The following is an 18,041-nucleotide window of genomic DNA, read 5'->3' as shown; positions in this document are numbered from 1 at the left end:
TAAAACCGTAGGCCCGGTAAGCTTGCGCCACCGGGCACACGATTTACTGCAGATAGAACACCTCTTTTAGCTCTGCGCTGACCGGGCTGTTATCCGGATTCGCGGGCATAACGTCACGCATATGTTTCCACCAACGCTGGCAAACGTCGGTGCTGGCAACGGCGTTCCAGCGCTCCTCGGATTCAATCTCAACGGTGGCGAACAGCAGATTGCGCTCCTGATCGAGATAAATCGCGTAGTGATGCGCGCCGTGAGATTTTAATACGGCTTCCAGCTCCGGCCAGATTGGGTTATGACGACACTGATACTCCTCGTGCGCGTCGGCATTTACCTGCATCACAAAGGCTTTGCGGATCATAACGCCTCCAGGTACAGCTCGCGAACTTCATCGCGGCTGGCGGTGCGCGGGTTACACGGCGCGCACGGGTCGGCGAGGGCTTTATCCAGCCAGCCTTCGATATCTTCTTTTGTGACGCCCAGCTTGCTGAAACCTTCTGGAATGCCGACGCGTTTGCTCAGCGTACGGATAGCGTTAATCGCTTCCTGACTTGCGGCCTCGTCAGACATACCGCGCGTCTCCACGCCCATCGCCTGTGCGATACGGGCAAAACGCGCGACGGCATTCGGACGGTTAAAGTTCTCGACAATTGGCAGCAGGATAGCGTTGCAGACGCCGTGCGGCAGGTTGTGGGTTGCGCCCGGCTGGTGCGCCAGCGCGTGAACCAGCCCCAAACCGGCGCTGTTGAACGCCATACCCGCCAGGTACTGGCCGAATGCCATTTGCTCACGGGCTTCGAGGTTATGGCCATCGTCAACCGCTTTCGGTAGCCACACATTGATTAAGCGAATCGCTTCCAGCGCGTTAGCGTCGGTGAGCGGATGCGCGCCAACGGAGACATAGGCTTCCACCGCATGGGTCAGGGCATCCATGCCGGTTGCGGCGGTCACAGACGCCGGGATTTCCAGCATGACGCTGGCGTCATCCACGGCAATATCCGGGATGATATTCGGGTCGATGATCACCTCTTTGACCTTACGGGCAGAGTCGATAATCACCGCGTTGCTGGTCATCTCTGCCGCGGTACCTGCCGTAGTATTAATCGCTACCAGCGGTACGCCGGCGTTTTTCACTTTGCCGACGCCGGAGTAGGCGGTAGATGGACCTGGGTTGGCGGTCAGAATTTTCACCGCTTTTGCGGTATCGATCGGGCTGCCGCCGCCGAAGGCGATAATGTAGTCACATTCTGCGCTCTGATACGCCGCAAAACCTTTCTGCACCAGCTCTTCTGTCGGGTTTGGGAACACCTCATCAAACAGGTGGTAAGACATTTGATGTTCATCCAGTGCGCTAAACAGGCTATCCAGCAGGCCCAGCTTTACCAGTTGACCATCGGTAACGATCAGCGCTTTGCCCCATTGCTTATTCGCCACGAGGTTCACCATATCGGCAATCGCTCCAGCGCCATGCAGGCTAATTTTTGGCAGTGCCAACATAAAGCTCATCACTATTCTCCTTAAAAAAATTCCCTGTTGCCCGATGGCGCTACGCTTATCGGGCCTACGGTAAAATGCGCACCGGCCTGTAGGCCGGATAAGGCAAAGCCGCATCCGGCGTTGAGTTGGGAGGTATCAGTACAGCGCTACGGCGCTGGCCAGCGGTGTCACGCCAAAACGTTTGCCGAGTGCGACCAGTTCTTCGCGCGTGATGGTCTGCTTCATACCGCCCATCGAATAGATTTTGACTAATACCTCAGCGGATTTCTCTGCGATATCTATCAAACCGAAGGTTTCATCCAGCGTAGGTCCGCTTCCGAACACGCCGTGGAACGGCCACAGTACCAGCGAATGTTTCTGCATTTCTTGCGCGGTAGCCTGGCCGATTTCATCGGTGCCTGGCACCATCCACGGCAGAATGCCGACACCGTCCGGGAATACCACCAGGCATTCGGTGCTGCCTTCCCACAGTTTGCGGGTGATCAGCGCAGTGTTGTTTTCCAGTACGTAGGTGAGGGCGATCAGGTTAGTCGCATGGCAATGCATAATGACGCGGTCTTTGCCGTGGGTGGCTTTGATGCGTTCGCAGTGGGAGAGGAAATGCGCCGGGAGTTCAGAGGTGGGTACCGCGTCGTGGGTTAAGCCCCACAGAATGTGGTAGCCTGCGCCGTCGCTGTCGATTTTGACCACGCCTAAATTGGCTGCCGGATCGAGCTGCACGTTGCGGAAGAATTTGCCGGAACCGGTAACGATAAACGGCGTATTCGCCAGCAGCGGCATGGGTTGACTTAGCGCGATATAGCGTGGTTTTTCGTGAAAATTAGTCGCAAAAGGCGCGATATCGGCTTCATCGAGACGTAGCGTCAGGTTACCGCCATTACGTTCGTCCCACCCTTTCAGCCACGCATCAGACGTGGCTTTAATCATGCCCTGGACAAACCAGGAATCGGTAATATTTTGCATGTTCGTGTTCCCATTTATTGCCCGAAGGTTATTCGGGTCTTACGTAGGCCGGATAAGCGCAGCGCCATCCGGCAATCGTGTTTCATTTATTGCCGGATGGCGACGCGGGCGTCTTATCCGGCCTACAGATCAGGTGTCGCTGTCAGCTACGTTTGCTCAGGATCTCTTTTTCATAGACGCGAACGCTGTCCAGCCACTGGCTGCCAGCCGGCGTGTCGTGACGCTGGCAATACATTTCCCAGACGGCCTGCCACGGCAGAGATTTTTGCTCTTCCAGCAGCGCCAGACGCGCGGTGTAATTGCCGCTGGCTTCAAGCTGACGCAGTTGATCTGTGGGTTCCAGCAGAGCGCGCAGCAGCGCTTTTTTCATGTTGCGGGTACCGATAACCCACGCGGCGACACGTTTGATAGAGGCGTCGAAGAAATCCAGGCCGATATGCACACGGTCGAACAGGTTATGACGGACGATCTCGCTGGCAATTGCCTGGGTTTCATCGTCCAGGAGCACCACGTGGTCGCTATCCCAGCGTACCGGGCGGCTGACGTGCAGCAGCAGCCGTGGCACGTAGAGCATGGCGGCAGAAATTTTGTCGGAAATCACTTCAGTGGGATGGAAGTGGCCCGCATCCAGGCACAGCGCGGTCTGACGGCTGGTGGCGTAGCCCATGTAGAACTCATTGGAGCCGACGGTGTAGCTTTCCGCGCCGATGCCAAACAGTTTGCTCTCAACGGCGTCGATGTGGTGCGCCGGGTCGAATTTCTCGCTAATGACCTCATCCAGCGCTTCCAACAGGCGCTGGCGCGGGGCTAAACGGTCGACGGTAATGTCTTTCATGCCGTCCGGAATCCAGATGTTCATCACCGACGGCGTACCGAGCTGCTCACCAAAGTATGCCGAGACGCGGCGGCTGGCTTTGCAGTGATCGATCCAGAACTGGCGAATTTTCGCGTCGGGATGAGAGAGGGTAAAACCGTCAGCGCTCAGTGGATGAGAAAAACAGGTGGGGTTGAAATCCAACCCCAGCCGGTTCGCTTTCGCCCACTCCACCCAGTTTTTAAAATGCTCCGGTTTGATCTGGTCGCGAGCAACCGGCGTATCCGACTCAAGATAAATGGCGTGCAGGTTCAGCCGTTTTGGTCCTGGGATCAGACGCAGCGCCTGTTCCAGATCGGCGCGCAGTTCGGTGGCGTTACGCGCTTTGCCAGGATAGTTGCCGGTCGACTGAATTCCGCCCGTCAACGAACCTTCCGGGTTCTCGAATCCGGCAACATCGTCGCCCTGCCAGCAGTGCATGGAAACCGGCAGGCGATCGAGCTGGCGCAGCGCCTCCTCGACATCAATACCTACTGCGGCGAAACGTTGTTTTGCCAGTTCCCAGGCTTGTTCCAGTTGAGTGGTCATGCGCAAAGCTCCTTTGTCTGTCGTTTGGGTTGAAACTGCGCAACGTGGCGGGCAATTTCACTATCAGGATTAGGGATATAGGTTGTCAGGTCGTAGTTAGCGCTGACGACCTGACGGAAGTCATCGACGTTGTTTAATTCGTCGAGGGTCATAAGCTGAATACCAATATTGCCAAGGGTGGAGGCTTCAACCGGCCCGGCCATCACGCGAATACCACATGCATCGGCGCACAACTGGTTGAGTAGCGCGTTTTGGCATCCGCCGCCGACAATATGCAGTTGGGTAAATTTTTCGCCGCGCAGATTTGCCAGTTCGTGCAGAATGTCGGCATACAACAGCGCCAGACTGTCGAAAATGCAGCGCGCCAGTTCGGCATCGCTGACGGGAACGGGCTGGTCGGTCTCGCGACAGGCTGCCTGGATTTCAGCTCGCATATCGTCAGGATTGATAAAGCGATCGTCATTCGGGTTAATCAGGAAACGGCAGGCCGGCAGCGCTTCTGTTTGGGCGATAAGCGCAGGCAGATCGGTAATGCGCCGTTCTTTCAGCACGCGCTGGAGCAGCCACAAACCCATAATGTTTTTCAGTACCCGATAACGCCCTTCCGCGCCGCCTTCGTTGGTGATATTGGCGGCCAGCGCCTCATCAGTGGTGTAGGGTTTTTTGCTTTCAAAACCCATCAATGACCAGGTGCCTGAAGACAGGTAAGCGCTATGTTTATTTGCCAGCGGAGAGGCAATAACGGCGCTGGCGGTATCGTGGCTGGCGACGGCTACCACCGGAATACGGTTGCCCTGCGGGCAAATCCAGTCGCCGATAACATTGCCAGGGTGCGAGGGGCGACCGAACCAGCTCTTTTTCGCGCCGGTCCACGCCAGCAGGGTATCGTCCCAGTCATCGGTATTGATATTGACCAACTGGGTGGTCGTGGCGTTGGTGTATTCCCAGTTCATTTCACCGGTCAGGCGGTAGCTGAAATAATCGGGCATCAGCAGCGCATGAGCGACCTGCGCCGTTAACTCAGGCTGTTGTTTCGTCAGCGCGCGTAGCTGATAGATGGTGTTAAACGGCAGAAACTGAATCCCGCTGCGGCGATAGATTTCGCTTTTGCCGATCTGGACCAGCGCTTGCGGCATGATGCCCGTGGTACGGTTATCGCGGTAGGAGACCGGCAGGCCGACACGCTGACCTTGTTTATCCAGCAGGACATAATCGACGCCCCAGGTGTCGATGCCGATGCTGTCGATAAGAATGCCTTCATTGCAGACTTTCTTCAGACCAAGACGGATATCCTTTTCCAGACTGTCGATGTCCCAGGTGTCAAACCCGTCTGTTTTTTGTAGGCAGTTCACAAAACGGTGAATTTCACGTAGCGTCAGGGTACGGTGTTTGCTGTCGTAACGCGCCAGCATCACGCGCCCGCTGGATGCGCCGAGATCAACCGCGACACAATGGCGAAAAGTCATAATCAGGTCCTTCTTAGAGTCATTGCGCACAGTCTAAAAAAGCCCTCAAAGACCTACCTTCTCGTTACTGACAGGAAAATGAGCCGCTGGCAACAAGGCAAAGATGAACGTGATAGCGTTCACAGTTTCTACTAATAGGCCGGTGTGATGTCGTCCGCATTTCCCGCTTTTTCCCGCCTTTTCTTGAAAAAAAGACCATGTTTGCGCGCTTTAGCGTCAAAAATTTAAGGTGAGGCCGATAACCCTTAATTACTATTCGGACATGTTGAATTCAGGAGGAAGCAACCATGACCGTACTGCATAGCGTGGATTTTTTTCCATCAGGTAAAGCGCCCGTGGCGATTGAACCTCGTCTGCCGCAAGCCGCTTTCCCTGAACATCATCATGATTTTCATGAAATCGTGATTGTGGAACACGGTACGGGCATTCATGTATTCAACGGGCAGCCGTATACCATCAGCGGCGGTACCGTGTGTTTTGTTCGCGATCACGACCGGCATTTATATGAACATACCGACAACCTATGCCTGACGAATGTACTGTGGCGTTCGCCGGACGCCTTCCAGTTCCTGGCGGGGTTGGATCAATTGCTGCCGCAGGAGCAGGATGGTTACTATCCTTCGCACTGGCGGGTGAATCAGAGTGTGTTGCAGCAGGTGCGCCAGTTGGTCGGTCTGATGGAGCACGCCGGAGACGGCATGGATGCGCCTGCCGTGGCGAATCGCGAAATTTTGTTTATGCAACTACTGGTGTTGTTACGCCGCAGTAGCCTGATGGAAGGCGCGACCAATAACGACGCCAAACTCAACCAACTGATGGCATGGCTGGAAGACCATTTTGCGGAGGAGGTTTGCTGGGAGGCGGTAGCCGAACAGTTTTCGCTGTCGCTACGCACGCTGCATCGTCAGCTTAAACAGCATACCGGGCTGACGCCGCAACGTTACCTTAATCGCCTGCGTTTGATCAAAGCCCGGCATTTATTGCGCCATAGCGATCATAGCGTGACAGAAATCGCGTACCGCTGCGGTTTTGGCGACAGTAACCACTTTTCGACTCTGTTTCGCCGAGAATTTAACTGGTCGCCGCGGGATATCCGTCAGGGACGCGATGCGATAATCCAGTAACGCGAACGCTATCAACGTTTTCGTCGCCAATATGCTGATAATTATACCCTTTAATACCGGATGGCGGCTGCGCCTTACCTGGCCTACGGCGGCGAGCGGTAGACAGAATAAGCGTAGCGCCAGCCGGCAAGCATTCAACATGAGGTGCTGCGGTGGCAAATCAGTTAATCCTTTTGAAAAAAGATTTTTTTACTGATGAGCAGCAGGCCGTTACGGTTGCCGATCGCTATCCACAGGATGTTTTTGCGGAACATACGCATGAGTTTTGTGAACTGGTGATGGTCTGGCGGGGCAATGGCCTACACGTTCTTAATGAGCGCCCATACAGAATTACCCGCGGCGATCTGTTTTACATTCGTGCTGAAGACAAACACTCCTATACTTCCGTTAACGATCTGGTGCTGCAAAATATTATTTACTGCCCGGAGCGTTTGAAACTCAATGTAAACTGGCAGGCGATGATTCCCGGCTTTCAGGGAGCGCAGTGGCATCCTCACTGGCGGCTGGGCAGTATGGGAATGAATCAGGCGCGGCAGGTCATTAACCAGCTTGAACATGAGAGTAATGGACGCGATCCGCTGGCGAATGAGATGGCGGAATTGCTGTTTGGTCAACTGGTGATGACGTTAAAACGGCATCGCTACGCGACCGACGATCTTCCGGCAACCTCCCGAGAAACCCTGTTGGATAAATTAATTACCGCTTTGGCTAATAGCCTTGAGTGTCCCTTTGCGCTGGATGCGTTTTGCCAGCAGGAACAATGCAGCGAACGGGTGCTGCGGCAGCAGTTTCGCGCCCAAACCGGGATGACCATTAATCAATATTTACGCTAGGTCCGTATTTGCCACGCGCAGTATCTGCTTCAGCATAGCCCGCTGATGATTAGCGAGATTTCGATGCAGTGCGGTTTTGAAGATAGTAATTATTTTTCAGTGGTGTTCACGCGGGAAACCGGGATGACGCCGAGCCAATGGCGTCATCTCAGTAATCAAAGCGATTAACTGGCCATGCCTAAACCGACAATATTCGCCGCGATAATAATTACCACGCAGCCGAGGCTTAATACGGCAACGGGACGGCGGCCAGCATTTTTCCACTCTTTTAGCACCAGACCGACAAGCCCCCCGCACAGCACATAGAAGCTCATGTGCAGCATCCAGCTCATGTAGTCATATTGCGCGGGAATGCGCGCGTGACCCCAGGCATAGAAAAAGAACTGTAAATACCACATCAGACCGCCAAGCGCGGACAACAGAATATTGCTGATAATCAACGGTCTTGCCAGCGAGAAGTCGGCTTTTATCGACAGATTTTGCACTTTTGCCAGGCGGATAAAACAGAAACCGAGGTTCACCAGCGCGCCGCCGCCCATAATCACCACGTAACTCGGCAGCGCGACATAGAGCGGGTCAACGCCAAGCGCGGCAGCAGCTTCATGCATCGGTTTCGCGGCGTTCATGGCAAAAGACATCCCCGCCGAGAAAATACCGCACATCACTGCCAGCAGAAGCCCTTTCTTCAGATTGAACTCCTCCGCTTTAATGCCCATTTTGCGTTCTTTTAACTGTCCGGCGCGCGTCACAATCCCGACGCCGATCAGCGCGACAAAAACGCCAAGTAGCGTCATGCGTCCCCCTTCGGTATGGATTAACACATCGAAGTTACCGTTGATGATAGGCGTCATCAGCGTGCCGACGATAAGCGTAATGCCGATAGCGATGCCGATACCCATCGACATCCCGAGATAACGCATGGTCAGACCGTAATTAATATTGCCGATGCCCCACATGGCGCCGAACAGAAAAACCGGTAAAAGGGTGGAGAGGTTAAACTGCCCATAATAGGCCCAGAAATCAGGCAGTAACAGAGCGCTAATTGTCCACGGCAGAATAAGCCATGAGACGATGCCGCCCACTGACCACATGGTTTCCCATGACCACTGTTTCACTTGCTTGAACGGGGCATAGAAGCAGGCTGCACTGGCCGCCCCTATCAAATGCCAGAAAATACCCATCGTAATCGCGTTACTCATGACATGTTCCTCATTATTTTTTATGGACGGGATACCCCTTCCGTTTGCATGAGTTTAAAAATTACGCAGCCTGGTAACCTTATAACGATTGCCGCCGTTGGGTGTATTCTGGCAATCAGCACGTTAATGAAGTGATTAACTTCACGTTTTAAAAAAGTCGGAGCGCATCGTGACCGTCTGGATGTTATTTAAATCAGTGGGTAATATTTGTTTTCTAAAATACCTTCATCATAACGACACGAAACGACTTAGCTGGCAACAATGCAAAGAAAACGCTGCGTGAGATCACATAATGGGAATAGTCTGACTTACCGTTTGATAAAAGGGTAGTTATACAGTAATTATTTAGTTGTTTTATTTGTATTTACAATTTAAATATATTGAAATTAACGTTAGGAATCAATGAAATATAAATATAAGGAAATCCCTATATTGGCGTTGTTGATGGTGCTTTGATTTTTATTTTATATGACGAATATGAATTTCATTTATTTTATTTTGCTTTTTGAACATTATCCCAATTTTAAATTAAAGAACTTTGTCTATATTGTCGCCATTCACATTGCGTATTATGGTTGTAATGGTCTGACATGAAACAACGTTTTAATTTTAAATTAAATGGATTCTGTTATGAGAAAAACTCTTTTCTTACTATTACCTCTTATTGTAACAAATGCGCATGCAGTATATGTCGATGTTCGTCATGAATATCTTGATGATAGTAAAGCTAACTATGACCGTGCGTATATTTCTCATCGGTTTGCGAATGGTGTTGGTTTTGCGATAGAAGCTATCTCAAAATCAGGCGGGGATGACACCAATAAAGCGTTTAATGACCTGGAAACACAGGGCAACGAATATACGATAAGCTACCAATTTAAAACCGGTGATGTCGCCTGGCAACCGGGTTTTGTGCTGGAAACAGGCAACGGTTACTCTACCTATAAGCCTTACTTCCGCGCGACGTGGACATTAAATGAAAGCTGGTGGGTTGGTGCGCGCTATCGTTTTGAATATGTACGCCGTTCTTCTGATATCCGTGATGATGATACCATCAATCGTATGGATGTCTGGGCGGGTTATAAATGGAACAACTTTGACTGGACAATCGAAGGAATTTATAAGAAAGCCGATAAATATGATCTTTACGATGGCGGCAAAGATAACTATGAATATAACTTCAGAACTGCCTATATTATTGATCAATGGTCGCCATTCGTTGAGGTAGGTAATGTTTCCGTCAATAGCAACAGCGATGAAAGACAAACCCGTTTCCGCGTGGGTATAGGCTACACATTCTAATCATTATCCCTGTTTATTATTTATTCCCTTTTCCGGCTACTTTATAGGTAGCCGGTTTTTTTTACCTGGTTATGACCTGCGGATAATTATTATCGTGCGTTGGCCGGATAAGACGCGAATCGCCATCCGGCAACGAGATGTGCAGGAAACTATGCGCTTACATGATGCCCAGTAGACGGGGTAAGAACAGTGTGATTTCCGGAATGTAGGTAATTAATAACAGAACGCCGATAATCGCGCCGTAAAAAGGCAGCAACGGTTTAATCACTTCCTCAACTTTGACCTTACCGACGCTCGCCCCGACATATAAACCACTGCCAACTGGCGGCGTAATGGTGCCAATCGCCAGGTTATAGATCATGATAATGCCGAAATGCACCGGATCGACGCCCAGTTTAGCCATGATCGGCAGCAGAATCGGGGTAAAAATCAGAATGGCCGGACCGATATCCATAAATGCGCCGATAATCAACAAAAAGACGGTAATGACTAACAGGATAACCAGTTTATTGGCGGAAATACCGAGGATCATATCGCTCAGCGCCGCAGGAATATTGGTGATCGACATCGAGAAGGACATCGCCGAAGAGGTTGCCAGCAGGAACATGATGACCCCGGTCATTACCACTGTCTGGAGCAAAATCGAAGGCAAATCCTTAATTTTCAGCGTGCGGTAAAACACCATCGTCAGCAATAACGTATACACCACGGCAATCGCGGAGGCTTCAATGGCGGTGAAAACCCCCTGCACAATGCCGCCGACGATAATCACGATCAGCAGCAGGCTGGGAATGGCCTCAACGGCAACTTTTAGCGCCATGCCTTTTTGGACGGTGAAGAAAACCCGATAATTTCGACGCTTAGCGACCACCAGCGTGACCAGCATACAGCCAACGCCCCACAGCACACCCGCAACCAGACCGCCGGCGAACAGAGCGGCAATCGATGTTCCCCCGCTTGCCAGCGCATAAAGGATAAAAGCCGTGGTGGGCGGAATTAACATTCCCGTCGGCGCGGAGGCGATATTCACCGCGGCCGCAAAGCCGCGATCGTAACCTTCGCGCGCGCTCATCGGCACCATCACGCCGCCGATGGAGGTTGAGGCGGCAATCGCCGATCCGGAAATTGCACCGAACATCATATTGCCGACGATGTTGGTATAAGAGAGCGAGCCGGGCAGTTTGCCAGTAAACAGTTTGGCAAAATTGACCAGCCGGGCGGCAATTCCCCCGCTATTCATGATCACCCCGGACAAAACGAAGAACGGCACGGCCAGCAAGGCAAAACTGTCCAGGCTGGAGAACATTTTTTGCGCGGTGGCGAACATCGAAATATCGAAAGGCAGTACCAGCATCATGGTGCTGAAAGAGGCGATAACGATGCAGATCCCAATAGGCGCGCCCATGGCCAGTAAAACAACAAAGACGGCAATTAGCGTACAGGACGCAAAAATAGGGTCAATCATGTGATTTCTCCAGAGTGTGCTCAGTGGTATCCGTGGCGGAATGGATAGCTTTCAGGGCGTCAACGATATTCAGCAGCCCATAGAGGATGATCAGTACGCCTGCGCAGGGGAGCGCGTAATAAATTTTCCCCATCGGAATGCCCAGCGCAGGGGAGATTTGCAGCATAGAAATCGCAGAAATCTTTAAGCCGCCGATAATCAATACCCAAATGGAAAACGCGATAAAAATGACCTGCAGAATAATATCCCACCAGCCGCGAATCGTCGGCGACACCTTATCCAGTAAGAGAGTCAGGCTGATATGCTGTTTCTGACCAGCGACAAAAGCCATGCCCAGCATTGATACCCATACCAGGAGAAATCGCAGCATCTCTTCGGTAAGGGTGCTGGGAACGCCCAGAATGTAGCGGCTCACCACCTGCCAGCAGGCGATGCCCACCATTATCGCCAGCACCAGGCAACAGATAGCGCCCAGCAATAAATCAAGTCCTTTTCTGAATGTGTTCATCTTAATTTCCTGATTAGATTAATTTTTTGCTGTCTGGATACGTTGATACAGCCCGTAAAGCCGCGGTTTGTTTTTCAGACCGTCGTAAATAGGCTGTACTGCCTCCTGGAAGGGTTTTTTGTCGATCTCGTAGAATTCAACGTTGAAATCTTTTACCGCCGCCAGCCTGGTTTTCTCTATTTCCTTGTCCCATGCGGCTTTCTCAAATTCGATCGACGCCTTGATGGCGGCTTCGACGATGCGCTGCTGTTCCGGCGTCAGCTTTTCCAGCGTGAGGGTACTCATTAGCAGGATATCGGGAATGCGGGTGTGCATATCGTAGGTGTAATAACGGGCGACTTCGCCGTGGCGGGCGATGGTGAGAGCGAATTCATTGTTTTCCGCGCCGTCGAGAATGCCTTGTTGTAATGAGATATAGACCTCCGCTTGGCTCATGGCGATAGGCGAAGCGCCCAGCAGTTTGAGGGTTTGGATCGCCGTCTCACTCTGCATGACGCGGATCTTTTTCCCGCGTAAATCCTCAATGCGTTTAATCGGCGCTTTGCTCATATAAAAATTACGCGCGCCGGAATCATACCAGCCTACGCCGACAAACCCCTGCGCGGCGGTGGACTGATAAACAGGCTCCATCACCTGTGGGTTATCCATTACGCGGTAGTATTCATCGACGGTGGCAAACAGGTAGGGAAGTGAGAACACGCCGTACTCAGGCGAAAAACTCTCCATCAGCCCGGACGACACTTTAGTGATGTCGACGACGCCGACCTGCGTCAACTCCACCAGTTCGCGCTCTCCGCCAAGCTGTCCGTCCGGGAAGTACTGTACTTTGATATCGCCGCCCGTTTTCTCTTCAACTTGCTGCCCCAGGAAGTGCAACGCATCTTTTACCGGCTGGCTATTTTCAGCGTAGGCCAGGCGCAAAATGGTTTCGCCGTGGGAGAAGAAAGAGAGTGTGGAGAGTAAGGCCAACGTAGCCAGACGTATAAAACCAGGTTGCTTCATAATTCCCTCGCAATTGTAATAATTTACCGGGAATGTAATTGCATGGTGAAATTATAACCTTCTTGATTTTGCCACCGCTGACAAAAATTGGCACCAAAAGAAAGATTTTGAAACCCTGTTTCACATTTCATGATTTCCAGGAATTCATCAACAGGCGGTTTCGGTTGGAGGCGTAAAAAACGATTTTTTTCAGCGGATGCCGTAACGTTTATAACCCTGGAAAAAGTACGGCATTGATAATCATTTTCAATATCATTTAATTAACTATAATGAACCAACTGCTTACGCGGCGTTAACACTGTGCCGCTCGACAATAATGGAGATGATTATGAGTTATACACTGCCATCCCTGCCGTACGCTTATGATGCACTGGAACCGCACTTCGATAAGCAGACGATGGAGATTCACCACACCAAACACCATCAAACCTATGTCAACAACGCTAACGCGGCGCTGGAAAACCTGCCTGAGTTTGCTGACCTGCCGGTTGAAGAACTGATTACTAAACTGGATCAGGTGCCAGCGGACAAAAAAACCGTGCTGCGTAACAACGCGGGCGGCCACGCTAACCACAGCCTGTTCTGGAAAGGGCTGAAAAAAGGCACCACTCTGCAGGGCGATCTGAAAGCGGCTATCGAGCGTGACTTCGGTTCCGTTGACAACTTCAAAGCTGAATTCGAAAAAGCAGCAGCAACCCGTTTCGGCTCCGGCTGGGCGTGGCTGGCGCTGAAAGGCGACAAACTGGCTGTGGTTTCTACCGCAAACCAGGATTCCCCGCTGATGGGTGAAGCCATTTCCGGCGCTTCCGGCTTCCCGATCCTGGGCCTGGACGTGTGGGAACACGCTTACTACCTGAAATTCCAGAACCGCCGCCCGGACTACATCAAAGAGTTCTGGAACGTGGTGAACTGGGACGAAGCAGCAGCGCGTTTCGCCGCTAAAAAATAATTTGCATTGCACGTCTGTAGAAGCGAGTCTGATGACTCGCTTTTTTTGTATCCGCGTAAGGAGCAGCAGATGCATTATCCGGTTGACGTGTTTATTGGCAAAATTCGTGACTATGACGGCAGCCGCCCGAGCGCTATCGCCAAGGTGCAAATCGACGGCGAACTCATGCTGACCGAGCTGGGTCTGGCAGGCGATCAGCAGGCCGAAAAGAAAATCCACGGCGGCCCCGATCGCGCGCTATGCCATTACCCCCGCGAACACTATGCTGATTGGATTCGCCAGTTCCCCGAGCAGGCGACGCTGTTTTGCGCCCCGGCGTTTGGCGAGAATCTGTCGACGGACGGAATGACCGAACACAACGTGTTTATTGGCGACATCTACCGCTGGGGCGAGGTGTTGATCCAGGTCACTCAGCCGCGCTCTCCATGCTTTAAACTTAATTTCCACTTTGCCATCAGCGACATGGCCCTCCTTATGCAGAACAGCGGAAAAACCGGCTGGCTGTATCGGGTCATTGCGCCAGGTAAGGTCTCCAGCGATGCGCCGCTGGAACTGGCGTCGCGTCTGAGCGATGTCTCGGTTCATGAAGCGGGTGTTATCGCCTGGTCTATGCCGTTTGATGACGAACAATATCACCGGCTGTTGAGCGCCGCCGGGCTGTCGGCGAGCTGGAGCCGCACCATGCAAAAGCGTCGTTTGAGCGGCAAAATTGAAGATAGCGCCAGACGACTGTGGGGGGATAAAACTCCGCCAAAATGAAAGGAAGGATTATGACTGAAGCTGAAAATGCGGTGGCGATCGTAAAAGAATTTTTGGTGGCCTCGATGATTCCCGATGCTGAACGCGCCGCAACGTATATGCACCCGGAGGTGAAAATTACCTTCACCGGAGGCCGGGCGATGGCGGGCGCGGCAGATATCGCGCAGTTTAACGGCGCTCGCTACAAGTGGGTGAAGAAGGCGCTGGGCGAGTTTGATGCGGTGCAGCATGATGATTACGTTGTGATTTATTCCAACGGTACGTTGTATGGCGAATGGCCCGACGGTCGCCCGTTTGCCGATAACCGCTTTATTGACCGTTTCGAAGTGCGCGATGGCAAAATTACCCGGATGGACGTGTGGAATGACAGCGCTGAGTGGATTCTGGCGCCGGAAATCTCCCGATAGCGTGGTGCGTAGGCCGGATAAGCGTAGCGCCGTCAGGTGTACATTGCCGGATGACGGCGTTTGCCTTATTCCGCTGGTAACCTATTAATTATTCACAAAAGATATGTAAATTATGGACGCACATATTCTCGAGGCTTGTACGGAAGAAGTTAAGCACATCTTATTCGAAGAGTATCACCTCAAATCTATCGAGGAGCTTTGGGAGCGGTCTCTGGATGAGGATTTTTTAGCTGAGTTGTATCAACAGTTTAAGTTCATAACGGAAAAGTATGGCGTGAATGGTGATGAATTGGACAGTATCCTCGATACGCTTTAAATGGTTAAGGCTCGGTAAGAGAAAGTATTACTGAGCCATGAATAACATTAGGTTCGCTTGTACAGCGGTAGCCACAGCGTAAGCCGCAACCCACCCAGCGGGCTATCGTCAGCCTTCACCCAGCCGCGGTGCTGCTGCATGGCGCTTTCGACAATCGCCAGCCCCAGCCCGGTGCCGCCAGACTCGCAGTCGCGCGCCTCATCAGTGCGATAGAACGGACGGAAGATCTGCTCGCGGTCTTCAGGGCTGACGCCCGGCCCGTCGTCATCGACCGTGATCGTAATACCGTCTTTATCCACCGAGAAGCCGACTTCAATCTTCGTATGTGAATAGCGCAGCGCATTACGAACTATATTTTCCAGCGCGCTTTCCAGCGCGTTTGGGTTGCCATAGAGCGGCCACGGCCCCGGCGGATAATTTACCGTTAACGACTTGCCCATCTGTTCGGCTTCAAAGGCGGCGTTATCCAGCACTTCGCCCCATAGCTGATTGGCTTTCATCGTTTCGCTGACCAGCGCATTTTTCTGTTGGTTACGCGACATCACCAGCAGGTCATTGATCATGCTGTCCAGACGCTGCGCTTCGGTTTCAATACGCTCCAGCTCTTTGCTTTCGCCGCCACGACGACGCAGCAGCGCGGTACCCAGTTGCAGGCGCGTAAGGGGCGTTCGCAGCTCATGGGAGATGTCTGACAGCAAACGCTGCTGCGAGGTCATCATCCGTTCCAGCGCCGTCACCATCTGGTTAAAACTGGCGCCAGCGGCGAGGAACTCCTGCGGACCCGCCTCCAGCTCCGGATGCTGACGCAGGTTGCCTTGCGCCACTTCATCAGCCGCGTTTTTCAACTTACGCGCCGGTTTCGCCAGACTCCATGCCAGCCATAGCAAGAGCGGCGAACTGACCAGCATCGTGACAATGAGCAACAGGAGCGGGCGGTCAAACAGCAGATTAATAAAATCGGATTGCGAACTGCTGGCCGGTCGAATCAGGTAAAGCTGGTAATTATCCTCTCCGTCACGAACGGAGAACGGCCCCACCATCTCTACGCGGCCATATTTTTTCTTCTGCGGATGATCGGCGTTATCCGCCTGACCAATGAAGTTACGAATGATCTGCATTTCGCTGCGTTCAGCGCCGATCACGCGTCCTTCAGAGGTCACCAGTAATAACCGCTGTCCAGGCGGCGCCCACTTATCGATCGCGCGGAACAGGCGACGCCACCACATCAGGTCGTTGGGCGGATCGTTCGCAAGTTCAGCTTCTACATGTTGCTCTATCATCAATCCCTGGCGCTGTTCGCTGTCCAGCAGCTCGGTCATCTGGCGTGAATCGAGCTTGGGCAACATCAGTACCAGCATTAGCACCAGCGCCAGCGTCAACCAGAAGATGGCGAAGATGCGCGCGGTTAAACTTCCTATCATGAAGCGGAAACCATCAGATAGCCGCGACCACGCAATGTTTTAAACCACGGGTGACCGTCTTTGCGTTCCGGCAGTTTGCGGCGCAGGTTAGAAATATGCATATCAATGGCGCGATCGAACGGCGTCAGGCGCTTACCCAGCACTTCCTGGCTTAAATGTTCACGGGAAACCACCTGGCCGAGGTGTTGCGCCAGCAAATAGAGCAGGGTGAATTCCGTACCGGTCAGCTCCAGCGTTTGGCCATCGAAACTGGCTTCCTGGCGACCCGGATTAAGGCTTAGCGCATCAACTTCCAGCGTCGGCGAGCCGTTGTCGCTGCTCTGCTGCTGTTCGCTCCAGTGGGAACGGCGCAAAATAGCCCTGATGCGCGCTACCAGCTCGCAGTCGTTAAATGGTTTGGGTAAATAGTCGTCCGCGCCCAGCTCAAGGCCGAGAACGCGATCCAGCTCGCTGCCGCGCGCGGTCAGCATAATGACAGGCGTCTGGTGTGTCTGGCGAAGCGCTTTCAACGTATCGATACCGTTTTTCTTCGGCATCATGACGTCAAGCAAAAGTAAATCGATGCTGTCATCCAAAAGCTCAAGCGCCTGCTCGCCGTCGTGGGCCACCAGGACATTAAAACCTTCCATTTCGAGGAGCTCTTTTAACAGGGAAGTCAGCTCTCGGTCATCATCAACTAACAGGATTTTATTCATTGTTTACGTACCTCCGAGGCAGAAATTACGTCATCAGGCGTCGCTAATCCATGACTTTACGTTGTTTTACACCCCCTGACGCATGTTTGCAGCCCGAATCGTAAACTGTCTCTCGTTGAATCGCGACAGAAAAGATTTTGGGAGCAAGCGATGCGCAAAGTTACCGCTGCTGTTATGGCCTCAACGCTGGCATTCAGTTTTTTAAGCCACGCAGCTGAAGTTGTTACAAGCGATAACTGGCACCCCGGTGACGGGGCCACGCAGCGTAGCGCGCAAAATCATATGTTTGACGGCATAAGTTTAACCGAACATCAGCGTCAGCAGATGCGAGATCTTATGCAACAGGCAAGGCACGAACAGCCTCCTGTTAATGTTAGCGAAATGGAGACAATGCATCGGCTTGTCACCGCAGAAAAATTTGATGAAAGCGCTGTGCGCGCTCAGGCAGAAAAAATGGCGCAAGAGCAGGTTGCCCGCCAGGTCGAAATGGCCCGCGTGCGTAACCAGATGTATCGCCTGTTAACGCCGGAGCAGCAAGCGGTTTTGAATGAAAAGCATCAGCAACGAATGGAGCAACTGCGCGACGTGGCGCAATGGCAAAAAAGTTCATCGTTGAAATTATTGAGTAGTAGCAACTCACGTTCCCAGTAACAACCCTGTTTTCCTTGCCATAGACACCATCCCTGTCTTCCCCCACATGATGTGGGGGTTTTTTTTATCTCCAGTTTGTCATTCT

At 52.4% G+C, this 18,041-nt stretch carries 18 protein-coding genes and 1 pseudogene; 8 read left to right on the top strand and 11 right to left on the bottom strand.

Features of this window, described 5'->3' with window-relative positions; genetic code table 11:
• Window positions 1-43: 43 nt before the first annotated feature.
• The 5 genes from rhaM to rhaB form a co-directional block, all read right to left on the bottom strand.
• Window positions 44-358 carry an L-rhamnose mutarotase gene (gene rhaM / locus ACFK9X_RS22160; RefSeq protein WP_151117732.1) on the bottom strand — a complete coding sequence of 105 codons (315 nt, stop codon included), beginning with the start codon at window positions 356-358 and terminating at the stop codon, window positions 44-46.
• On the bottom strand, window positions 355-1,503 hold the full coding sequence (gene fucO / locus ACFK9X_RS22155) for a lactaldehyde reductase (protein WP_000009253.1): 1,149 nt from the start codon (window positions 1,501-1,503) through the stop codon (window positions 355-357). Before fucO ends, rhaM begins: the two co-directional genes overlap by 4 nt.
• A gap of 126 nt (window positions 1,504-1,629) precedes the next feature.
• Window positions 1,630-2,457 carry a rhamnulose-1-phosphate aldolase gene (gene rhaD / locus ACFK9X_RS22150; protein ID WP_151117730.1) on the bottom strand — a complete coding sequence of 276 codons (828 nt, stop codon included), beginning with the start codon at window positions 2,455-2,457 and terminating at the stop codon, window positions 1,630-1,632.
• A gap of 142 nt (window positions 2,458-2,599) precedes the next feature.
• Entirely contained in the window at window positions 2,600-3,859 is a 1,260-nt protein-coding gene (rhaA, locus tag ACFK9X_RS22145) for an L-rhamnose isomerase (protein WP_151117728.1), read from the bottom strand.
• Complete coding sequence (gene rhaB / locus ACFK9X_RS22140) at window positions 3,856-5,325, bottom strand: rhamnulokinase (RefSeq protein ID WP_000143959.1); 1,470 nt, start codon at window positions 5,323-5,325, stop codon at window positions 3,856-3,858. The genes rhaA and rhaB overlap by 4 nt, the downstream gene beginning before the upstream one ends.
• Before the next feature lie 287 nt (window positions 5,326-5,612).
• Here rhaB and rhaS point away from each other — a divergent pair, with 287 nt between their 5' ends.
• Window positions 5,613-6,449 carry an HTH-type transcriptional activator RhaS gene (rhaS, locus tag ACFK9X_RS22135; protein WP_000217109.1) on the top strand — a complete coding sequence of 279 codons (837 nt, stop codon included), beginning with the start codon at window positions 5,613-5,615 and terminating at the stop codon, window positions 6,447-6,449.
• A gap of 152 nt (window positions 6,450-6,601) precedes the next feature.
• A pseudogene (gene rhaR, locus ACFK9X_RS22130) lies at window positions 6,602-7,450 on the top strand (HTH-type transcriptional activator RhaR).
• Here the strand turns inward: rhaR and rhaT are convergent.
• The gene (rhaT, locus tag ACFK9X_RS22125; protein ID WP_000063541.1) at window positions 7,447-8,481 is read right to left on the bottom strand and encodes an L-rhamnose/proton symporter RhaT; all 1,035 of its coding nucleotides are present in this window, start codon (window positions 8,479-8,481) and stop codon (window positions 7,447-7,449) included. The pseudogene rhaR and the gene rhaT sit on opposite strands and share 4 nt — an antisense overlap.
• A 618-nt stretch (window positions 8,482-9,099) precedes the next feature.
• On the opposite strand from rhaT, the gene ACFK9X_RS22120 reads away from it, so the two are divergent.
• Window positions 9,100-9,783 (top strand): oligogalacturonate-specific porin KdgM family protein, encoded by a 684-nt coding sequence (locus ACFK9X_RS22120; protein ID WP_151117725.1) that lies wholly within the window; start codon window positions 9,100-9,102, stop codon window positions 9,781-9,783.
• 157 nt (window positions 9,784-9,940) lie between these two features.
• Here ACFK9X_RS22120 and ACFK9X_RS22115 read toward each other — a convergent pair whose 3' ends face one another.
• The 3 genes from ACFK9X_RS22115 to ACFK9X_RS22105 are packed head-to-tail and all read right to left on the bottom strand — an operon-like array spanning window position 9,941 to window position 12,758.
• Window positions 9,941-11,248 carry a TRAP transporter large permease gene (locus ACFK9X_RS22115; protein WP_000566804.1) on the bottom strand — a complete coding sequence of 436 codons (1,308 nt, stop codon included), beginning with the start codon at window positions 11,246-11,248 and terminating at the stop codon, window positions 9,941-9,943.
• Entirely contained in the window at window positions 11,241-11,756 is a 516-nt protein-coding gene (locus ACFK9X_RS22110; protein ID WP_001091413.1) for a TRAP transporter small permease, read from the bottom strand. Before ACFK9X_RS22110 ends, ACFK9X_RS22115 begins: the two co-directional genes overlap by 8 nt.
• An 18-nt stretch (window positions 11,757-11,774) precedes the next feature.
• A complete protein-coding gene (locus ACFK9X_RS22105) occupies window positions 11,775-12,758 on the bottom strand; it encodes a TRAP transporter substrate-binding protein (RefSeq protein ID WP_151117723.1) in 984 nt (327 codons plus the stop codon).
• Window positions 12,759-13,086: 328 nt separating this feature from the next.
• Between ACFK9X_RS22105 and sodA the strand changes: the two genes are divergently transcribed.
• The 4 genes from sodA (at window position 13,087) to ACFK9X_RS22085 (ending at window position 15,189) form a co-directional block, all read left to right on the top strand.
• Window positions 13,087-13,707, top strand: coding sequence for a superoxide dismutase [Mn] (gene sodA / locus ACFK9X_RS22100; protein WP_151117721.1), 621 nt, complete (start codon window positions 13,087-13,089; stop codon window positions 13,705-13,707).
• A gap of 69 nt (window positions 13,708-13,776) precedes the next feature.
• Window positions 13,777-14,466 (top strand): 6-hydroxyaminopurine reductase, encoded by a 690-nt coding sequence (gene yiiM, locus ACFK9X_RS22095; protein ID WP_023204364.1) that lies wholly within the window; start codon window positions 13,777-13,779, stop codon window positions 14,464-14,466.
• A gap of 11 nt (window positions 14,467-14,477) precedes the next feature.
• Entirely contained in the window at window positions 14,478-14,873 is a 396-nt protein-coding gene (locus tag ACFK9X_RS22090) for a nuclear transport factor 2 family protein (protein WP_000133442.1), read from the top strand.
• A gap of 112 nt (window positions 14,874-14,985) precedes the next feature.
• Window positions 14,986-15,189: a hypothetical protein gene (locus tag ACFK9X_RS22085; RefSeq protein ID WP_000338671.1), complete on the top strand. Its 204-nt coding sequence runs from the start codon at window positions 14,986-14,988 to the stop codon at window positions 15,187-15,189.
• A gap of 47 nt (window positions 15,190-15,236) precedes the next feature.
• Here the strand turns inward: ACFK9X_RS22085 and cpxA are convergent, their stop codons facing one another.
• Both cpxA and cpxR read right to left on the bottom strand, forming a co-directional pair.
• A complete protein-coding gene (cpxA, locus tag ACFK9X_RS22080; RefSeq protein ID WP_151117719.1) occupies window positions 15,237-16,610 on the bottom strand; it encodes an envelope stress sensor histidine kinase CpxA in 1,374 nt (457 codons plus the stop codon).
• Window positions 16,607-17,305, bottom strand: coding sequence for an envelope stress response regulator transcription factor CpxR (gene cpxR / locus ACFK9X_RS22075; protein WP_151117717.1), 699 nt, complete (start codon window positions 17,303-17,305; stop codon window positions 16,607-16,609). The genes cpxA and cpxR overlap by 4 nt, the downstream gene beginning before the upstream one ends.
• Window positions 17,306-17,455: 150 nt before the next feature.
• Between cpxR and cpxP the strand changes: the two genes are divergently transcribed.
• Window positions 17,456-17,956: a cell-envelope stress modulator CpxP gene (gene cpxP / locus ACFK9X_RS22070; RefSeq protein ID WP_001233463.1), complete on the top strand. Its 501-nt coding sequence runs from the start codon at window positions 17,456-17,458 to the stop codon at window positions 17,954-17,956.
• Window positions 17,957-18,041: the final 85 nt, after the last annotated feature.

The sequence above is a fragment of the Salmonella sp. WC3 genome, from assembly GCF_042932255.1.
Taxonomy (GTDB): Bacteria; Pseudomonadota; Gammaproteobacteria; order Enterobacterales; family Enterobacteriaceae; genus Salmonella; species Salmonella enterica.
The sequence above is the reverse complement of the archived record's forward strand: the minus strand, read 5'-3'. Positions and strand labels throughout refer to the sequence as shown.

Coding starts and splice junctions, on each gene's coding strand:
- rhaA (WP_151117728.1), bottom strand. CDS start 3,859: ATGACCACTCAACTGGAACAAGCCTGGGAACTGGCAAAACAACGTTTC.
- ACFK9X_RS22115 (WP_000566804.1), bottom strand. CDS start 11,248: ATGATTGACCCTATTTTTGCGTCCTGTACGCTAATTGCCGTCTTTGTT.
- yiiM (WP_023204364.1), top strand. CDS start 13,777: ATGCATTATCCGGTTGACGTGTTTATTGGCAAAATTCGTGACTATGAC.
- cpxA (WP_151117719.1), bottom strand. CDS start 16,610: ATGATAGGAAGTTTAACCGCGCGCATCTTCGCCATCTTCTGGTTGACG.
- ACFK9X_RS22110 (WP_001091413.1), bottom strand. CDS start 11,756: ATGAACACATTCAGAAAAGGACTTGATTTATTGCTGGGCGCTATCTGT.
- rhaT (WP_000063541.1), bottom strand. CDS start 8,481: ATGAGTAACGCGATTACGATGGGTATTTTCTGGCATTTGATAGGGGCG.
- fucO (WP_000009253.1), bottom strand. CDS start 1,503: ATGAGCTTTATGTTGGCACTGCCAAAAATTAGCCTGCATGGCGCTGGA.
- rhaM (WP_151117732.1), bottom strand. CDS start 358: ATGATCCGCAAAGCCTTTGTGATGCAGGTAAATGCCGACGCGCACGAG.
- ACFK9X_RS22085 (WP_000338671.1), top strand. CDS start 14,986: ATGGACGCACATATTCTCGAGGCTTGTACGGAAGAAGTTAAGCACATC.
- ACFK9X_RS22105 (WP_151117723.1), bottom strand. CDS start 12,758: ATGAAGCAACCTGGTTTTATACGTCTGGCTACGTTGGCCTTACTCTCC.
- rhaD (WP_151117730.1), bottom strand. CDS start 2,457: ATGCAAAATATTACCGATTCCTGGTTTGTCCAGGGCATGATTAAAGCC.
- sodA (WP_151117721.1), top strand. CDS start 13,087: ATGAGTTATACACTGCCATCCCTGCCGTACGCTTATGATGCACTGGAA.
- ACFK9X_RS22120 (WP_151117725.1), top strand. CDS start 9,100: ATGGATTCTGTTATGAGAAAAACTCTTTTCTTACTATTACCTCTTATT.
- cpxP (WP_001233463.1), top strand. CDS start 17,456: ATGCGCAAAGTTACCGCTGCTGTTATGGCCTCAACGCTGGCATTCAGT.
- rhaB (WP_000143959.1), bottom strand. CDS start 5,325: ATGACTTTTCGCCATTGTGTCGCGGTTGATCTCGGCGCATCCAGCGGG.
- cpxR (WP_151117717.1), bottom strand. CDS start 17,305: ATGAATAAAATCCTGTTAGTTGATGATGACCGAGAGCTGACTTCCCTG.
- ACFK9X_RS22090 (WP_000133442.1), top strand. CDS start 14,478: ATGACTGAAGCTGAAAATGCGGTGGCGATCGTAAAAGAATTTTTGGTG.
- rhaS (WP_000217109.1), top strand. CDS start 5,613: ATGACCGTACTGCATAGCGTGGATTTTTTTCCATCAGGTAAAGCGCCC.